The organism is Streptomyces araujoniae (assembly GCF_050871195.1).
GTDB lineage: Bacteria > Actinomycetota > Actinomycetes > Streptomycetales > Streptomycetaceae > Streptomyces > Streptomyces bacillaris.
In genome coordinates this window covers 6,895,045-6,910,141 of the sequence record NZ_CP194070.1, presented here as the reverse complement: position 1 = coordinate 6,910,141, position 15,097 = coordinate 6,895,045, and the positions used below count along the sequence as shown (strand labels likewise).

Annotated in this window: 14 protein-coding genes; 5 read left to right on the top strand and 9 right to left on the bottom strand. The window is 70.5% G+C overall.

The window, feature by feature from the left end; all coding sequences use genetic code 11:
- The 9 genes from ACQ9ZG_RS29455 to ACQ9ZG_RS29415 all read right to left on the bottom strand — a co-directional run bounded on the left by ACQ9ZG_RS29455 (position 1) and on the right by ACQ9ZG_RS29415 (position 9,758).
- Positions 1–1,017: an MCE family protein gene (locus ACQ9ZG_RS29455; RefSeq protein ID WP_018491968.1), complete on the bottom strand. Its 1,017-nt coding sequence runs from the start codon at positions 1,015–1,017 to the stop codon at positions 1–3.
- Entirely contained in the window at positions 1,014–2,045 is a 1,032-nt protein-coding gene (locus ACQ9ZG_RS29450; RefSeq protein WP_109917298.1) for an MCE family protein, read from the bottom strand. Before ACQ9ZG_RS29450 ends, ACQ9ZG_RS29455 begins: the two co-directional genes overlap by 4 nt.
- The gene (locus ACQ9ZG_RS29445) at positions 2,042–3,322 is read right to left on the bottom strand and encodes an MCE family protein (protein ID WP_109917297.1); all 1,281 of its coding nucleotides are present in this window, start codon (positions 3,320–3,322) and stop codon (positions 2,042–2,044) included. Before ACQ9ZG_RS29445 ends, ACQ9ZG_RS29450 begins: the two co-directional genes overlap by 4 nt.
- On the bottom strand, positions 3,322–4,125 hold the full coding sequence (locus tag ACQ9ZG_RS29440; RefSeq protein WP_028418688.1) for an MlaE family ABC transporter permease: 804 nt from the start codon (positions 4,123–4,125) through the stop codon (positions 3,322–3,324). The genes ACQ9ZG_RS29445 and ACQ9ZG_RS29440 overlap by 1 nt, the downstream gene beginning before the upstream one ends.
- Positions 4,126–4,128: 3 nt before the next feature.
- Positions 4,129–5,019 carry an MlaE family ABC transporter permease gene (locus ACQ9ZG_RS29435; protein ID WP_109917296.1) on the bottom strand — a complete coding sequence of 297 codons (891 nt, stop codon included), beginning with the start codon at positions 5,017–5,019 and terminating at the stop codon, positions 4,129–4,131.
- Entirely contained in the window at positions 5,016–6,014 is a 999-nt protein-coding gene (locus ACQ9ZG_RS29430) for an ABC transporter ATP-binding protein (protein ID WP_084990924.1), read from the bottom strand. Before ACQ9ZG_RS29430 ends, ACQ9ZG_RS29435 begins: the two co-directional genes overlap by 4 nt.
- Positions 6,015–6,153: 139 nt before the next feature.
- On the bottom strand, positions 6,154–7,689 hold the full coding sequence (locus ACQ9ZG_RS29425) for a DUF6801 domain-containing protein (protein ID WP_109917295.1): 1,536 nt from the start codon (positions 7,687–7,689) through the stop codon (positions 6,154–6,156).
- A gap of 315 nt (positions 7,690–8,004) precedes the next feature.
- The gene (locus tag ACQ9ZG_RS29420; protein WP_018491961.1) at positions 8,005–8,661 is read right to left on the bottom strand and encodes a hypothetical protein; all 657 of its coding nucleotides are present in this window, start codon (positions 8,659–8,661) and stop codon (positions 8,005–8,007) included.
- 161 nt (positions 8,662–8,822) lie between these two features.
- Entirely contained in the window at positions 8,823–9,758 is a 936-nt protein-coding gene (locus ACQ9ZG_RS29415; protein WP_109917294.1) for a hypothetical protein, read from the bottom strand.
- Positions 9,759–10,395: 637 nt separating this feature from the next.
- Here ACQ9ZG_RS29415 and ACQ9ZG_RS29410 point away from each other — a divergent pair.
- From ACQ9ZG_RS29410 to ACQ9ZG_RS29390, 5 genes are all read left to right on the top strand, one after another.
- Positions 10,396–11,610 carry a PucR family transcriptional regulator gene (locus ACQ9ZG_RS29410; RefSeq protein WP_109917293.1) on the top strand — a complete coding sequence of 405 codons (1,215 nt, stop codon included), beginning with the start codon at positions 10,396–10,398 and terminating at the stop codon, positions 11,608–11,610.
- 363 nt (positions 11,611–11,973) lie between these two features.
- Positions 11,974–12,237, top strand: coding sequence for a hypothetical protein (locus ACQ9ZG_RS29405; RefSeq protein ID WP_084990932.1), 264 nt, complete (start codon positions 11,974–11,976; stop codon positions 12,235–12,237).
- Positions 12,238–12,415: 178 nt separating this feature from the next.
- The gene (locus ACQ9ZG_RS29400) at positions 12,416–13,372 is read left to right on the top strand and encodes a hypothetical protein (protein WP_181398393.1); all 957 of its coding nucleotides are present in this window, start codon (positions 12,416–12,418) and stop codon (positions 13,370–13,372) included.
- Between the two features lie 53 nt (positions 13,373–13,425).
- Positions 13,426–14,199 carry a hypothetical protein gene (locus ACQ9ZG_RS29395; protein ID WP_109917291.1) on the top strand — a complete coding sequence of 258 codons (774 nt, stop codon included), beginning with the start codon at positions 13,426–13,428 and terminating at the stop codon, positions 14,197–14,199.
- The gene (locus tag ACQ9ZG_RS29390) at positions 14,183–15,091 is read left to right on the top strand and encodes an inositol monophosphatase family protein (protein ID WP_499281392.1); all 909 of its coding nucleotides are present in this window, start codon (positions 14,183–14,185) and stop codon (positions 15,089–15,091) included. Before ACQ9ZG_RS29395 ends, ACQ9ZG_RS29390 begins: the two co-directional genes overlap by 17 nt.
- Positions 15,092–15,097: the final 6 nt, after the last annotated feature.

The following is a 15,097-nucleotide window of genomic DNA, read 5'->3' as shown; positions in this document are numbered from 1 at the left end:
TCAGCGGCCGCCTTGCTTCGGTGGCATGCATCCGGTGGCCGGGGGTGTGCCGGCGGGGAGGTAGTTCGGGGGGACGACCCCGCAGGCGTAGGTGTCGAACCAGCGGCCGTTGCCGAGGGTGTTCCCGACGAGCCGGCTGTAGGTGCCGGTCATGGCGAGCACCCGGTCCAGGCTCTTGCGGTTCTTGGCCAGGACGGCGGTGACCCGGCCGAGGGAGGCGAGGGTGGGGCCGAGCTGCTTGTCGTTCTCCTCGACGAGTGCGGTGAGCTGGGTGCCGAGGCTGCGGGTGCCGGTGAGCAGCAGGTGGATGGCGTCGCGGCGGGCCTGGAGCTCCCCGAGGAGCAGGTTCCCGTCCTCCAGGAGGGTTTCGAAGCTGCTCTTCCTGCCCGCGAGCGTCTTGGTGAACTGTTTGCTGCTCCGCAGGAGCGTGGCGAGCTGGGCGTCGCGCGTGGAGACCGTACGGGAGAGGGCGGAGAGCCCTTCGGCGGCGCTGCGGACGTGGGGCGGGGAGTCCTTGAAGGTGGCGGAGATCGTCTCGAAGCTCTTGGCGAGCTGCTCGGTGTCGATCTCCTCGATGGTCTCCCCCAGCCCGTTGAACGCCTGCGTGACGTCGTACGGGGAGGTGGTGCGGCTCGCGGCGATACGGGAGCCGGGGTCCTGGGGGCCGTTGCCGAGGGGGTCGACGGCGAGGTACTTCTCGCCCAGCAGGGTCTTGACGGCGATGCCCACGGTGGAGGAGTTGCCGATCCAGGCGTCCTTGACCTTGAAGTCGACCTTCACCCGGGGCCCGTCGAGCGAGACCCCGGTGACCTCGCCGACCTTCACCCCGGCGATCCGCACCTCGTCGCCCTCGGAGAGGCCGGCGGACTCGGTGAAGTCGGCGCTGTACGTCGTGCCGCCGCCGATGAAGGGCAGGGAGTCGGCGCGCCAGGCGGTGAGGGCGAGGAGGGTGAGGACGAGGAGTCCCACGACCGCGACGGCGACCGGGTTGCGTTCCCGGATGGGGGTGAGGGTCATGCCAGGCACCTCGGCTGCGTGATGGCGATGCCGGTGGGGGGCGGGGAGCCGTCGTCGGTGGCCACCCCGCCGACCTTGGCCTCGCAGAGGTAGAGGTTGAGCCACGAGCCGTAGGAGGTGAGGCGGCTGATCGCCTCCATCTTGGCCGGGGTCCTGTCCAGGAAGTTCTCGATCTGCGGTGTCCCCTTCTCCAACTCGCCGCTGAGTCGTCCGAGTTGGCGGATGTTCTCCTTGAGGGGGGCCCGGCCGTCCTGGAAGAGGTCCGCGGTCACGGTGGTCAGGGCGCCCATGGCGGTGACGGCCTCACCGAGCGGTTTGCGGTCGCCGGAGAAGCCGGAGACCAGCTTCTCCAGGGTGACCACGAGGTCGTCGAACCCGGCCTCCCGGTCGTTGACGGTCTTGAGGACGGTGTTGAGGTTCCTGATCACCTCTCCGATCACCCTGTCCTTGGCCGCGACGGTGCTGGTGAGCGAGCCGACGTGGCGCAGGATGGAGTCGACGGTGCCGCCCTCGCCCTGGAGGACCTGGACGATGGAGCCGGCGAGCTGGTTGACGTCCGGCGGGGAGAGGCCTTCGAAGAGGGGCTGGAAGCCGTTGAAGAGCTGGGTGAGGTCGAGCGCGGGTGTGGTGCGGTCGAGGGGGATGGTGGCCCCGGGCGCGAAGGTCCGGCCGACCGGGCCCGCGCCCCGGTCCAGGTCGACATAGCGCTGGCCGACCATGTTGAGGTATTTGATGGAGGCCGTCACGGAGGCGGGGAGCGTACGCCCCTTCCGTACGCCGAAGGTGACCTCGGCCACCCGGCGGTCGGCCACCTGGACGGATTCGACCTGGCCGACCTTCACCCCGGCGATCCGGACGCTGTCGCCGGGGATGAGGCCGGTGGCGTCGGTGAACCGCGCCTTGTACGTGGTGGTGTCGCCCACCCCCGTGTTGGCGATGGAGAGGCCGAGGACGGTGGTGGCGAGGACGGTCACCAGGACGAAGACGAGGGACTTGGTGAGCGGTCCCGCGAGCGAGCGGCGTTTCACTTGAGCTTCACCTCCGCACCGCGGAAGGCCGGACCGATGAGCACACTGCTCCAGTCGGGCAGGGTCTGCGGCTGCACGTTCAGTGAGGGGGCGACCAGCTCGTTGACGAGCCGGGACTCCTGGGGCGAGTTGGGCAGGCCGAGCGCGGTGTCGCGCGCGGCCGGGGGCGGGGCGGTGACGTCGGCCACCCGGCGGTTGTCGGCGGCGGGGGCGGCCCTGCCGACGTACGGCACCGAGTAGCAGCGCGGTCCGCCGGTCGCGCTGTAGACCGGGGTGTCCTTGCCGGGGACGTACCTCCCCTGCGAGGGAACGGACTTGACCGTCACATGCAGTCCGGGCTCGTTCGTCCCCTTGCCGAGCGCCTTGTCCATGGCGGGCACGAAGCCGGCGACCGTACGGAGGGTGCAGGGGAACGAGTCGGCGTGTTTCGCGAGGAGTTCGAGCGTGGGGCGGCCGGAGGAGGAGAGCCGGATCAGGTTCTCCCTGTTCTCCCGCAGGAAGGAGGTGACGTCCCGCGCGGAGGCGGTGGTGGTGCCGTACAACTCGGCCAGCCGCGCCTCCTGTTCGGCGATGGTGCCGCTCGTGGTGGTGGCGTCGGTGAGGGCGTCCAGCACGTCGGGGGCGGCGTCCGCGTAGAGCGTGCTGACCTTGACGAGCTGCTTGATGTCCTCGTTGAGGGTGGGGAGTTGGGGGTTGAACTTCTTCAGGTGCCCGTCCAGCGTGGCCAGGGTCTCGCCCAGCTTCTCGCCGCGCCCTTCGAGCGCCTGGGATACGGCGCCGAGGGTGGCGGAGAGCTTCTCCGGCTTCACCGCGGTGAGCAGCGGCAGGACGTTGTCCAGCACCTCTTCCAGCTCGATGGCGTTGCTGGAGCGGTCCTGCGGGATCACCGCCCCGGCGCTGAGCGTCCGGCCGGAGGGGGTGCGGGGCGGGACCAGGGCGACGAACCGCTGGCCGAAGAGGGTGGTGGGGAGCATCTGGGCGGTGACGTCGGCGGGGACCCGCTCCAGCTTGTCGCGGTCGATGGCCAGGGTGAGCCGGGCGCCCTCGGCATCGGTGGCGATGGATCTGACCTGTCCGATGACGACCCCGCGCAGCTTCACATCGGCGTTGTCGTGCATCTCGTTGCCGACCGGTCCGGTGCGGACGGTGACGGTGGCGTCGTCGGTGAACTCCTTGTCGTACACGGCGACCGAGACCCAGATGAGGAGGGCGGGGACCAGGAGGAAGGCGACCCCGGCGGTTCTGCGGCGGACGGTTCGTGCTCCGCGTGGACTCATCAGCCGGCCACCTTCACCGTCGTCGTGGCGCCCCAGATGGCGAGGGAGAGGAAGAAGTCGGTGACGCTGATCAGCACGATCGCGTTCCGCACCGAACGGCCCACGGCCACGCCCACCCCGGCGGGTCCGCCGGTGGCGTGGAAGCCGTAGTAGCAGTGGGCGAGGATCACCAGGACGCTGAAGATCAGCACCTTGAGCACCGACAGCAGCACGTCCTCCGGGGAGAGGAAGAGGTTGAAGTAGTGGTCGTAGGTGCCCGCCGACTGGCCGTTGAAGAGGATGGTGATGGAGCGGGAGGCGAGGTACGAGGAGAGCAGCCCGATCGCGTACAGCGGGATGATCGCGACGACCCCGGCGATGATCCGCGTGGTGACGAGGTACGGCATCGACCGCACGCCCATCGCCTCCAGGGCGTCGACCTCCTCGTTGATCCGCATCGCGCCGAGCTGCGCGGTGAACCCGGCGCCGACGGTGGCGGAGAGGGCGAGCCCGGCGACCAGGGGCGCGATCTCCCGGGTGTTGAAGTAGGCGGAGATGAACCCGGTGAAGGCCGAGGTGCCGATCTGGTCGAGCGCCGCGTACCCCTGGAGGCCCACGACCGTGCCGGTGAAGAGCGTCATGGCGACCATCACGCCGATGGTGCCGCCGATGACCCCGAGGCCGCCGCTGCCGAAGGCGACCTCGGCCAGCAGCCGCTGCACCTCCTTCAGATAGCGGCGCAGAGTTCGCGGCACCCAGAGCAGGGCCTTGACGTAGAAGGTGAGTTGGTCGCCCGATCGGTCGAGCCAGCTGAGCATCGCCATGGCTCAGCCCCCCTTCGCGGGGACGATCTGGAGGTAGATCGCCGTGAGGACCATGTTCACGAAGAACAGCAGCATGAAGGTGATGACGACGGACTGGTTGACCGCGTCGCCGACGCCCTTGGGGCCGCCGCGCGGGTTGAGGCCGCGGTGGGCGGCGACGATGCCCGCGATGAACCCGAAGATGAGGGCCTTGAGTTCGCTGACGTACAGGTCGGGAAGCTGGGCCAGGGCGGAGAAGCTGGCGAGATAGGCGCCCGGGGTGCCGTTCTGCATGATGACGTTGAAGAAGTAGCCGCCGAGCGTGCCGACCACCGAGATCAGGCCGTTGAGCAGGACGGCGACGAGCATGGTGGCGAGCACCCGGGGGACGACGAGGCGCTGGACGGGCGAGACGCCCATGACCTCCATCGCGTCCAGTTCCTCGCGGATCTTGCGGGAGCCGAGGTCGGCGCAGATGGCGGAGCCCGCGGCGCCGGAGATGAGCAGCGCCACGATGATCGGGCTGGCCTGCTGGATCACCGCGAGGACACTGGCGCCGCCGGTGAAGGACTGGGCGCCGAGCTGCTGGGTGAGCGAGCCGACCTGGAGGGCGATGACCGCGCCGAACGGGATGGAGACGAGTGCGGCGGGCAGGATCGTGACGCTGGCGACGAACCAGAACTGCTCAATGAACTCGCGTAGTTGGAAGGGCCTGCGGAAGATGGCGCGGGCCACGGCGAGCCCGAGCGCGAAGAGCTTGCCGGTCTCCCGGAGGGGGGCGAGCAGCCGGCTGGGACGCCGCTGCTCCGGGGCTCCGGAGGGAGTCCCCGGGACGGTTTCGGCGGGGGTCTCGGACAGGGTGGGTGCGGGTTCCCCGGGCGGGTCGGGCGGCCGCACCGGCAGCGGCGCGGTCACGCTCTCGCACCTCCCGCGGCCGGGGCGTAGCTGTCGAGGATGGCCGTACGGGCGGCCTCCGGCAGCTCGCCCATCATCGCCATGACCCGCTCGCGGCGGCGCAGCGCTCCCTGGCGTACGGGCATCCCGGGCGAGGGTTCCAGCTGCGGGACGACGGTCCTCGGCAGGGCGATCGTGTCGGCGTGGCCGAGGGAGTCGCTGCGCCGCTGCTCGGCGGCGAGGGTGGCGGCGTCCTTCTCCTCGGACATCCCGATGGGTCCCTCACGGCGTCCGGCGAGGAACTGCGCGACGACCGGGGTGTCGCTGGTGAGGAGCACCTCGCGCGGCCCGAAGGTGACGAGGTTGCGGCGGAACAGCATCCCCATGTTGTCCGGGACGGTCGCCGCGATATCGAGGTTGTGGGTGACGATCAGCATCGTCGCGTCGATCTGCGCGTTGAGGTCGATGAGGAGCTGCGAGAGGTAGGCGGTGCGCACGGGGTCGAGCCCGGAGTCCGGTTCGTCGCAGAGGATGATCTGCGGGTCCAGGACGAGCGCGCGGGCGAGTCCGGCCCGTTTGCGCATTCCCCCGGATATCTCGCCGGGGAGCTTCCCCTCGGCGCCGAGCAGTCCGACGATCTCGATGCGCTCCATGACGATGCGGCGGATCTCGGATTCCCTCTTGCGGGTGTGTTCGCGCAGGGGGAAGGCGATGTTGTCGAAGAGGGACATCGAGCCGAAGAGTGCGCCGTCCTGGAACATCAGGCCGAAGAGCTTCCGGGTCTCCATGATGTCGCGTTCGGAGCTGTTGACCATGTCGACGCCGTTGATGAGGACCCGGCCCTGTTCGGGTTTCAGCAGCCCGATGATGGATTTCAGGAAGACGGTCTTTCCGGTGCCGGAAGGGCCGAGCATGACACTCACCTCACCGGCGGGCAGGGTGAGGCTGACGTCCTGCCAGATGTTCTGCTTGCCGAAGGACTTCGTCAGGCCCTCGACGACTACTTCGATTCCCATCGGTCCTCCTTCGAAGGGGTGGTGGCCATCGTCATCTGTCGGCGCTCCGGCGGTCGGAAATCGGCGGAAGGGAAGGTGGCGCGGAGGGGTGTCCGGAATTGCGGGGTCGCTCCGGTGACGGCTGCGACCCCTTCCGGCGTCACTTCTGGGGCTTGGGCACCTTCGGAGGGCAGTCGGGGCCGTCCGGATTGGTCGCCACACAGAGCGGGGCCTGGGTCATCTTGGTGTAGTTGTCGGCCTTCTTGCCGACGCTGGAGATGGCCGAGGTGAAGAGCGGATCGAGATTCTCCCCGACGCCGCATCCCTTGAACGGCGGGATGTGCGCGTATCCGGTGAGGTTTCCGCCGGTCGCCACCAGATAGCCGGCCGGCGGATAGCTCTGGCCGTATCCGCGCAGCACCTGCTCGAAGGGCCGTTCCGTGCGGCAGTCGGGCCCGACGTCCAGGGGGACGCCGTTCACCTCCACGTCGTACAGGCGCATGGAGAGCTGGGCGGTGACAGTGGATTCCTCGGGGTAGGTCGGGGTGTTGGTGACCGTGTGGGTCTGGACGACGGCCGGGGGGCCGACCTGTTCGAGGACCATGGTGGCGGTGGTCGGCATGAAGCCGTAGGAGAGGAAGGTGGCTTTCGTCGGCGGCAGTTGGCGCTTGCCCTCGTACTCGAACTCCACCTCGGAGGTGACGTCGACGGTGGAGGCGCAGGAGTCGTTGATGTACCGCTTGTTGAGGACGACCTTCATGAAGGCGGGTCCCAGGGCGGCGGCCCCGTCGAGCTTGACGGCGTTGGCGTACCCGGCGGCGTACGTCTCCGCCGTGGTCATGATCCACTCGGGCGGGATCTCGATCGGGCAGCTGCCGGGGTTCTCGTCGTCGAGCGCTTCGAGCCGCGCCTCGGTGAGGTCCTCGATCTTCCGGTGGGCGTCCGGGTCCAGGCCGGGGGCCGGGCGGACGGACGGCGGAGCGGGTTCGGCCGGGTCCTCGCCGGGGGTGGTGGGGTCCGGTGCGGGGGTGGTCGGACCGGCGCCGTCGCGGACGGTGATACGGGCGAGGGGGCGCTCCTTGTCGTCGGCGGGGGCGCAGACGACGGTGAGGTGGGGGGGTGTGGTGGGGGCGCCGTCCTCGGTGAAGGAGGCGAGGGTGAGGGTGAGTCCGGCCGGGGCGAGGGTGGCGGGGCCGGGGATGCCGAAGGCGACGGTGGGGACCTCTCCGGTGGCGGTGAGCACCACGCCGTCCGTGTCGTTGTTCTCGCCGCCGTTCCCGCCTTCGTCCTGCGGGGGTAAGGCGACCTCGAGGGCTTCGAGCTGCTGCCAGGAGGCGTCGGCGGTGTGGTCGCCGTTGGTGTTGCGTACGGTCAGTTCGGCGGTGGCCGACAGGGTGGCCGCCTCCAGGGCGGTGAACTGCGTGAGCGCCGACCGGGGCAGGGGCACCGCGACGGAGACGTCCCGGGGGCGGACCGTCTCCCCGGTCCGGGCCGTGACGGGAAGGGCCGCCTTCACCACGGCCTCCACCTGCTCCGTGCCGGAGGGGAACGGGCAGGTGTAGGGGACGGTCACCTCGGACGTCTGGCCGGCCGCCACCGATTCGGCGCTCGGGATGAGCGCGGTGGCGGCGACGAGGGCTCCGCCCAGGGCGAGGTGGAGGGGGCGTCTCGCCGCGGCGCGTGCATCGAGGGTCATACGGATGGTGTCCTTCCGGCGCGCGCGGGCCCATCGGTGCGATGGCTGCGAAATGGGGTCCACTTCTCGGCAACGGCCTTTCGGGCGGCTCGGAATGGTCCTTACCGACGGGTACGCTACGCACCCTTCCGGGCGCCTGGGAAGAGCCGGGAATTCGGCCGTTTCAGGGGAGTCCGGTTCTTGTCAGCCGATGACAATTCCGTCCCGGGGAATTATCGGCGAGTGAGTGGAGAAGCACGGATGCCCGGCCGCCGGGACCGCACGGCCGGGCACCATGCTCACGAGCCGCGCATCGGCGGCGGGGGATCAGCCGCGTCAGCCGCTGATGACCGGGGACTTGCCGGTGGCCGTGTTCACGATGGTGTAGAGGCCCTGGAAGCTGGCGGTGGTGCCGACGATGCCGCAGCCGCCGCCGACCTTGTTGGCGATGGCCAGGGTGAGGCCGCCGCCCGCGGTGTTGAGGGTGCCGTTGCTTCCGCCGGTGCTCGGGTTGTTGTACTTGGCCGCCACCTTGCCGGTGACGTCGAAGGTGCAGGGGCCCAGCAGGCTGCTGCCGGTCACCTTCGCCTTGATCGCTCTGATCTCACCGGTCGTCTGGCCGGTGGAGTTGGTGCCCGCGCCCGCCGCGTAGTCGAGACCCCAGATCTGCCACGGGGGCGTGGTGGTGACCGTCCACGTGGAGCTGAACGGGCCGGTGCAGGGCGAGTTGAACGAGATCGCCGAGATGGAGGCGAGCTGCGCCGGGGAGCCGGAGACCGGGGACGTGGGGGCGTTGCCCGACGCCGCGGAGGTGGCGCACTGGATCTTGTTGCCGTTGTTGTCGGTCAGCACGGTCACGCCGGCGCTTCCGGTGAAGTTGCCGGTCGGCGTGATGGTCCAGCTGCTCGGCGCGGCGATGGCCGAGGGGACGGCCAGGGCGACGGATGCCACGGCGGCACCGATCGCGGTCAGGACGCCGGATCGCTTGATCATGGAATTGCTCCTCTTTTTCCTTGTCCCGCTGGGGATACGAATCGACGTGCGCACGAGGAATTCGGCGGCACGCTTCGAACTGGACCGGAACACCTCCTTCTTCGGGGTGTGCGGCGCCCTCGGGGGAATGGCGGGCGCCGGGGAATGGAGGGCGCAGGCCGCTACCGCACCGCGGAGTGCCAGAACTCCGACAGCTTCCGGCCCTCGTTCGGCGCCAGGCCGGCCGGGTCGTAGGGGCTGCCGAAGTAGGTCGAGGTGTTGTCGAGCTTCACGCTGTTCTTCCCGGAGGCGGACGGGAGCCCGGTCTTGAGGTTGACCGCCCAGTCCAGGATTCCGGCCACTCCGCAGCCGCTGGCGCCGGGGACGGCGAACGTGGTGTCGCCCTGGTCGGCGCCCGAGAAGGTGTAGCGGCCCATCTCGCCCTCGTCGTCACGGGTGCCGTCCGCGGCGAACCGCTGGAGCGAGAGGCTCGGCGCGTTGATGTTCTGCGGCCTGAGCAGCACCGGGGCGGAGGTGGTCCCGATGTAGCACTTGTCCCCGAGGAACGGGTTCTTCAGATGGATGCGGACCGGGATGGTGAGAATGGGCTCACCGGTGGAGAAGGCCGCCACCATGTTGAAGTCCCGTGGGGCGCCCGCCGGTTCGATGGTGGCGGTGATCCGGTTGAGGTTGTTGTCCGTCAGCTGCCGGCAGATGGCCGAGACGAAGGGGACGGAGCTGGGGCACATCAGCCCGAGCAGCCCCCCGGGCACCGTGGCCTGGTCGGCGGTGAGCGCACCGCCCGCCGGGGCCACCAGCGTGTTGGTGCCGTCGCTGCGCTGGACCACGCCGAGCTGCAGATCGGTGTTGCCGGTGGGCACCTGGCTCTTGCCGAGCGTGATGGAGCCGGTGGCCGAACTGGAGGCGATACAGGTGGCGATGGTCTCGATGCCGTCCGCCGCGAGCATGGCGGGGGCGTCGACCGGGCAGCGGTCGAAGGGGGCCCAGTCGCCGTTGAGCTGAGTCTGCGCGGCGGCCGAACCGGTGGAGAGCACGGCGCTGAACGCCGTTAATGCCGCGAGCACCCCTATGCGGGTGCGGTTGGAAACGGATCTCATGTCGTCCCCTCTTTGTGAGCCGTCACATGTGCGGCTTCGTGCGCGAAGTTGACCGGTTCTCCGACGCATGCCCGCACCGCGACGCGGACGTCGGCAGTGGTGGAGCCGCGGGGTGGACCCGGGAGAGAGAAGATCTGAGCGTCAAATTTCGGGCAGATTTCATGGCCGAATTGAACGAAGCGTGATGTTACTCGCGGGAAACACAGCGACACAATCCGTCCGGCCAAGAATTTTTGCGCGGCCCCGTTTTTGATCCGTAAATGAGTAACCGCGGGTCACCCCCTTGTCAGGGAATGCGCATACGCGGCCCCGGAATACCGGCCGACCGGCGGATCCCGGCCGCCCCCGGCCCGCCCGGAACGGCCCCCTGCCGACGTCAGGGCACCTTGCCACCACCGGAGCAGGCGGCCGAAAGTCATTGTCCGAAAGCGCGCAGCACCGTCCGACCTGCGCGGAAGTGCCACCGCGCGGACATGATGCATGCCCCCTGCATCCCGATCTTGTCCAAGTGGTGTGCAGTGCCTGTTCCGTGGTCTATCTTCGTCGCGGACTTGGTACGCACCTGTCGGTTCGTGGGAGCGCTTTCCCCCCACCGTCTCACCCCACCACCGGGCGCCGGGAGCAGAGGGGACTTGGCATGGCACACCTCATACAGCCGTTGGACACCGATGACCCCCTGGGGCCACTCCCCCAGGAATTCGCCGCGATCATGCGGCCCGAACTCCCCAGCCTCATCAAGGAAATCGGTGTGGAGGTCACCCGCGCCTATCCGGAATACGCCCGGCTGCTGGACGGCCCGAACGGCCAGGCCATCCGGGTGGGCGTGGAGCAGAGCCTCGCCTCCTTCGTCGACCTGGTGGCCGAGCCCACCGCCTCCACCACTCTGCGGGACGACATGTGCCGGCGCTTCGGGCGGTTCGAGGCGTACGAGGGCCGGACCATGGACACCCTGCAGGGCGCCTACCGGCTCGGGGCGCGGGTGGCGCTGCGGCGGGCCAAGAAGGTGGGGCAGAGCTACCACCTCTCCCCCACCCTGATGCTCAGCTTCGCCGACGCGCTCTTCGCCTACGTCGACGAGCTGGAATCGCTTTCCCGCGAGGGCTTCCTGGAGGTCCAGTCGCAGTCCGGGGAGCAGAGCGAGGCGCTGCGCCGGCGCCTGCTCCACCTCATCCTCGCCGGGCGCCCCGCCCCGCGCAGCGCCATCGCCGACCTCTGTGAGCAGACCGGCTGGACGCTGCCCGACGAGGTCACCCTGGTCGCCGTCCGCGCCCCGGCCACGCTCGACCGGCTCGGCGCCGACCGGGACCTCCTCCTCGATCTCAGCGACCCGCAGCCGCACCTGCTCATCCCCGGCCCGGTGGACGAGGCCCGAAGATCCATGCTGGAACAGGCCCTGCCGGCCGGCCGCGCGGCGATCGGGCTGACCGTTCCGACGGGCCTGGCCTGCGACTCGATCCGGTGGGCCCGCCGGGTGCTGGAGCTCGTCGACTCCGGCGTGATCGACGACGCCCCGGTGATCCGCTGCGAGGACCACCTCATCACCCTGTGGCTGCTCTCCGACCCCGCCCTGCTCGACCAGCTCGCCCAGCGGGAGCTGGCCGCCGTGGCCGGGATCAGCACCACCCGCCGCGAGCGGCTGATCGAGACGCTGCGGATCTGGCTGGACACCCGGGGCACGGCGGCCCAGATGGGCGAACTGCTCGATGTGCACCCGCAGACCGTGCGCTACCGCATGCGCAGCCTGGAGACCATCTTCGGTGATCAACTCGTCGACCCCGAAAGCCGTTTCGCCACCGAGGCCGTGCTCCGCGCGTTACGCCTGCGCACCCGCTCGGCCGGCACATCCTCCTAGGGCCTCTCGTTTGGATCACGCCGGGCTCGCGTGCCCCGGCACGCACACCTGCGGCGTTGTCGTCAATCACCATGGCTCCGCCATGCCTCAATCCTCCGCCTTGCAGCTGCACGCACCGGACCCCGCTCCCTGTTCCGGCCTGATCCAAACGAAAGACCCTGATCCGGATCACGTTCGGCGCGACAGGTCAACTTACCCGCGCGTAAGGCGAAATAGACGGTCAGTCCCAAACGGTTGCGACACGGAGACGTCTCCGACGAGAAACCCGGAACCGCGTCCCGTACACAAGGAGGAGTCTGCCGCTCATCCGGCGGCAGCACTCACGTACCGCCTCCTGGCCAACCATCCGAGAGGGAACACCCGATGACCGCCTCGCACCTCCTCGTACCCGTGCCGATCCCGGACCGGGTCGCCGCGCTGATCGGCTCGTGCATCCCGCCGCACATCCTGGAGGCGGAGTTCGAGGCCGACTGCGCGGCCCGCGAGGTCCGCCGGTTCCGGGGCCCCCGGCTGGCCGACGAGGACCGGGCCGACCGCGAACAGGCACTCGCCGAACTGGCCCGCGCCAACAAGCTGCTCTCGGCCCACCACCCCCGGCTGGCGGTGGGGCCGCGGTCGTTCGCGTGACCCGGCGGCATCGGGGCCGAGCGCGCTCGTCGGCGCGCGGGGACGAGCCCGGGCGCGGGGCTCCCGATCCCCGTACCACCCCCGCGCTCCCCTGCGGCCGAAAGGCGTTCTGGTGGGCTCGCGACCCCGCCCCTAGCATCGGTGCGGTCGGGGCGCACGGGGGACGATGGAGGAGAGCATGGTCGGCGGACCGGAGAGGCCGGGGCGCCTGGAGAGGCTGCTCCACTGGATCGCACGGAACTTCGAGCTGCTCCTCGCGGTGCTCGGCGCGGTCACCGTCGGCGTCATGGACCTGTTCGGTGACGCGCTGGGGGACGACGCGACGGCCGCGGCCACCGTTCTCGTGCTCGGTGCCATCGCGGCCGGTTCGCTGCGCCAACGGGCCCGCGCCGATCACCTCGCCGACGCGGTCGACGGCATCCAGCGGGCCTTCGAGGACATGGAGATGGTGCGCTCCCTCACGGGCAGCGAGATCGGCGCCGAGTTGCGCACGGCGCGCGAGCGCAGCAACTCCTGGGACTTCAAGGGCGGCACCGGCACCTATCTGCGGGCCGTGACGCTGCCCGAATGCGTGAACCGGGCCCGGGGCAACCGCTCGAACCTCACGTTCACCATCGAGGTCGTCGACCCGGCCGACGGCGGCGCCTGCGCGGCCTACGCCAGCTTCCGCCGCTCGTACGCGCCGACGGAGAACTCCTCCGACCCGGAGACGTGGACCCCGGAGCGGACGAGCAAGGAGTCGTACGCGACCGTCCTGGCGGCGGGCTGGCACCTGCAGCGCCTCCCGGGGATGACCGTGCACCTCTATCTGTCCTCGACCGCGCCGACGCTGCGCTTCGACGTCTCGCCGTCCCGCCTGATCATCACCCAGGACGATCGCGCGCAACCCGGACTCCTGGTCACCAAGAACCATCCGCTGTACCGCTACTACAGCGTCGAGCTCCAGCAGAGCCGCAACCAGGCCCGCAAGATCGAACTGAGCCAGGCCCGGGCCCTCGACGCCGATCCGACCGCCGACCAGGCACGGGCCTTCTTCGAGAGCGTCGGCCTGCCGCTGCCCACGAGCTACGCCGACGGAGCGGTGCGGGAGATCGTGGACAAGGCCCTGCGCGCGGAGAACCCCTACCCGGTCTGACCCGTCGCCGGCCACCGGCCGCACCGATCCGAGAGGCCAGGACGCGCCACGCCATGGATGCCCCCCACGGTCCGGACATCGACTACGACGCTCTGCGGAGGCTGCTCGCCCCGGCCCCCGGTCCTGCCCCCTCGCCGGGCGCCGGGCCGTCGTCGGCGGACCGTACCGCCGCGGGCGAGCTGGCCGTCTCCGTCCTTCGGGCGGTCGCCGAAGGGCGCTGGAGCCTGGCCGCGGTCCGCCACCCCCTCGGCTTCCTGTGCCTGCCGGTGCTCAGGGACGGGGCCAGAGGGGTGTGCGTCCATCTCTTCGGCGCCGGGAACGGAGGCGACGGCAGCGGAGGCGCCGGCAGTTGGGGCGCCGACAGCGGAGGCGGCGGGGGCCGGGGCGATGCGCCGCTCGTCCACGCCCACAGCTGGTCGCTCGTCAGCCTCGTCCTGTTCGGGCGTGTGACGAACCACTCCGTGCGGGTCGTCGACGATCCCGTGGCACCGACCCACCGCGTGTACGAGGTGCGCAGCGGCCCGGACGGTACGGACGAGGTGCGCGGTACCACGCGGTTCGTGCGCGGCATACCGGACGGTTCCGGCCACAGCACGACCGGTGACGTCTATGTGGTCAGGCCCGGCGAGTTCCATGCGACGGTGGTGGCCGACGGGCGTCCGGCGGCCACACTGGTGCTCGGCGAGACACAGCCCGGAAGCAAGGACATGTCCCTGGGCCTCCTGTCCGGAGAGGGCCACCGTTCGGTACGGGAGATCTGCGGCCGGGAGGAGACCGTCGTGGCGGTGCGGGCCGCTCTGAGGAGGATCGATGAAGCGGACGGCTGACGGGCACAGCGGGTACGCGGCCGAGCTGGCGGTCGCCCTGGCCGCGGCCGAGGAGGCGGGGAGGATGCTGCGCGGCCGTTTCGGCGACGTGTGGCGGATCGGCGTCAAGGGCGAGGACGGCGACGTCGTCACCGAACTCGACCTGGCGGCCGAGCGGATCGTGGTCGACCGGCTCCGCGAGGGGTTCCCCGGGGACCGCGTCTGGTCGGAGGAGGCGGGGATCCTCGCGGGGGCGGCGGACCGGACCTGGCTGGTCGACCCGCTCGACGGGAGCAACAACGTCGCTGTCGGGCTGCCCGTGTACGCGGTGGGGATCGGGCTGTGCGTGGAGGGAGCGCCCGTCCTCGGCGTGGTCCACGAGCCGCAGACCGGTGTGACCTGGCACGCGGTGCGGGGCGGCGGGACGCACCGGCGCGGAGGGGGTGCCGACGCGGATGCCGGGGGGACGGCAGCGGGGCCCGGAGCGGTGGCCGTCGCCGGGGCGCCCCTTCCCGACACCCCGGTGCCCGCCTCCGCACCGCGCCTGGTCGTGGCGTGGACGCAGGGGCACTCGGTGCGCAAGGACGATCCGGTCGCCTGGGCGCTGCGGGGTGCCCTGGAGCGCCGCACGCGGCGCGTCCTCGCCCTGTGGGCACCGCTGATCGGATGGTCGATGCTGGCGCGCGGGACGATCGACGGCTTCGTGGGGTACTGCGCGGAGGCCGTGGACTTCCCGCCCGGCGCGCTGCTCGCGCAGGAGGCGGGGTGCGAGTTCCGTACGTTCGACGGCGGCCCGTTCCGGATCGGCTTCACCGGTCCCGACACGGGGCGCTGCTTCGTGGCCGGGCGCCCCGACGTCATCGACCGGCTGGTGGCGCTCACGCGGGAGGCGACGGGAGCCTCGTTGGTGTGAGGCCCG